4 protein-coding genes are annotated in these 1,995 nt (G+C 63.1%); 3 read left to right on the top strand and 1 reads right to left on the bottom strand.

The window, feature by feature from the left end; translation table 11 throughout:
* Nucleotides 1-305 (top strand): phage tail protein (locus AVE30378_RS32410; RefSeq protein ID WP_129247285.1); only part of this gene is annotated, 305 nt, incomplete at its 5' end.
* A gap of 3 nt (nt 306-308) precedes the next feature.
* Here AVE30378_RS32410 and AVE30378_RS32405 read toward each other — a convergent pair.
* Nucleotides 309-1,331, bottom strand: coding sequence for a tyrosine-type recombinase/integrase (locus AVE30378_RS32405; RefSeq protein ID WP_129247283.1), 1,023 nt, complete (start codon nt 1,329-1,331; stop codon nt 309-311).
* Nucleotides 1,332-1,457: 126 nt separating this feature from the next.
* On the opposite strand from AVE30378_RS32405, the gene AVE30378_RS32400 reads away from it, so the two are divergent.
* Together AVE30378_RS32400 and AVE30378_RS32395 are read left to right on the top strand one after the other, a co-directional pair.
* Nucleotides 1,458-1,643: a phage holin family protein gene (locus tag AVE30378_RS32400; RefSeq protein WP_165360365.1), complete on the top strand. Its 186-nt coding sequence runs from the start codon at nt 1,458-1,460 to the stop codon at nt 1,641-1,643.
* Nucleotides 1,640-1,995: lysozyme (locus AVE30378_RS32395; protein WP_165360364.1), on the top strand; the 356-nt coding region annotated here is incomplete at its 3' end. The genes AVE30378_RS32400 and AVE30378_RS32395, both read left to right, overlap by 4 nt.

The raw sequence follows: 1,995 nt of genomic DNA, 5'->3' as shown, positions 1-1,995 counted from the left end.
TCGCGAACGAACTCGCGCTCGCGCCAGGACATTTCAATATCCCGTTCGGTGCGTACGAAGACCCGCCGCCCGAGGCGCCGGCGGGCATGGTGCAACGTCGCGTCGGCGCGCTGCCCTGGACGTTGGTCGAAGACTTCCGTACGGTGCCGCTGTGGCTTGTCAGTACGGGCGAGCCGTATACGCTGCGTCAGGACGCCACGGTGGACGACGCCAACGTGAGCTATCCGGGCTGGGGGCCATTGCCGACCTGGCTTACGCTGGTGGAGCCACCGCGGCCTATCGAAGACGCGGAAGGCGACGCATAGCCGCTACGCGGCGAAGGGCAGCGCGTCCAGCCCTGCCGCGCGCTGGCGGCGCATCGCTTCGTGTTGTCGCCTGCCCAGGGCGCTGCGTGCGAGCTTCTGCGCTAGTTCGCGGCCGTGAGGGTGGTAGTAGCGTAGGAGCATGCGGGTGTCCACATTGCCGTTCACCTTCGCCAGTTCGTGGATCTCGAAGACGGTCGCAAGCTGCGACGTGCCTTCGTGCCGCAAGTCATGGAAACGCAGGTCGTTGAAGTACGCCGCGTTCGGGCGACGGCCGTAACGCTGGCACACGCCTTCATATCGGATGCGAGCCCGGCGGCGCGCGCGGATGAAGGCCCGCGTTATTGAGCCGGGTTTCATCTTGAAGATGCGACCTCGCATCGGTTTGCCGGCGACCCAGCGCCGGAGCGCCTCGCGCGCGAGAGGCGTCAGCGGCACATCTCGCGCCCGGCCGTTCTTTGTGTGCGGAAGGTGCACGACGCCATGCAGGAGGTCCAGGTGTTCGCGAAGAATACCGGCGACTTCTGATCGGCGCATGCTGGATTCCCGCGCGACGAGCAGGATGGTAGGTAGTTCAACGGAGCGCGTTTCCCGGATGATCCAGTCCAGCTCCTGCCGCGGGCATTCCTCTTCCGACACGCCGCGCAGTGTGATGCGGTCGAAGAGGCGCCTGTCGCGCGCGTCATCCACAGTCGGCCGGCGCACAAGCTGCACGGGGTTGGCTAGTCGGTCGAAGCCCCAATCCTTACGGATCACCGTGTAGACGTGCGAAAGGAACGCCATTCGGCGCACGACCGTCGCCGGCGCGCGGTCTTTCAGCCATTCGTCCCGTAGTTCGATCAGGTCGGAGGCGCGGATTCGGTCAACGGGCCGGATGGCCAGGCGCGTCCCGCGCCAGATCTTGCCAATGGATTGTTCGGCCGCGCGGCCTTTCTTCGATATCGAAACCTCCGCCAGATAGCGCGTGATCGCTTCGGACAAGGTTGGGGCGGGCTTGCGGCGGGGCTGACGGCGGGACCAGGGCTTCATAGGAGGAAAAGACCCAGTTTGTAACGCACTATTCGATAGTTCGTATTTTTAGATCAAGCTCGCTTCGGCGGGCTTTTTTCATCCGTACGGGAGGCAGTCATGCGAACCCGATCCAGGAGCATGCGAATGCATGAAGACCAGGCCGCAATGGTCAAGATGGGTATCGGCGCAGGAGGCGCCGTTTTTTATGGCTTGACGTTGAACGAGTGGGTCGCAGTTGCGACATTGCTGTATCTCGCCATGCAGATTGGGCTTCTGGTGCCTAAGTACTGGCGGCTGATGGTGGGGTGGTGGAAAGGGGGCAAGGCATGAGCGCAGTTGGAAAACGCATCGCCGGCGGCGCTGCCGCGCTTGTGGCATCGGGAACTCTCACGCTTTTTAGTGCCGATTTACAGCAGTTCCTGGGGCGCTGGGAGGGGGAGGGTCAGAACGTGGTCTATGCGGACAAGCTGGCCAAAGGCCTGCCCACGGTCTGCAAGGGCGTCACGAAGCACACCAGCCCCTATCCGGTAGTGGTGGGAGACTACTGGTCGTCGGAACGCTGTGCAGAGGTTGAGCGCCTGGTAGTAAGCAAAGGGCAGCTTGAGCTTGCGGATTGCATCGACGTAGCTATAAGCCAGCCGATATTCGAGGCGCTGAGCAGCCATTCTCACAACTTCGGGGT

Origin of the sequence: Achromobacter veterisilvae (genome assembly GCF_900496975.1) — a bacterium.
In the GTDB taxonomy this organism is placed as follows: Bacteria; Pseudomonadota; Gammaproteobacteria; order Burkholderiales; family Burkholderiaceae_B; genus Achromobacter; species Achromobacter veterisilvae.
The sequence above is the reverse complement of the archived record's forward strand: the minus strand, read 5'-3'. Positions and strand labels throughout refer to the sequence as shown.

Excerpts from the sequence above, each read along its gene's own strand:
- AVE30378_RS32405 (WP_129247283.1), bottom strand. The coding sequence starts at position 1,331 with ATGAAGCCCTGGTCCCGCCGTCAGCCCCGCCGCAAGCCCGCCCCAACC.
- AVE30378_RS32400 (WP_165360365.1), top strand. The coding sequence starts at position 1,458 with ATGCATGAAGACCAGGCCGCAATGGTCAAGATGGGTATCGGCGCAGGA.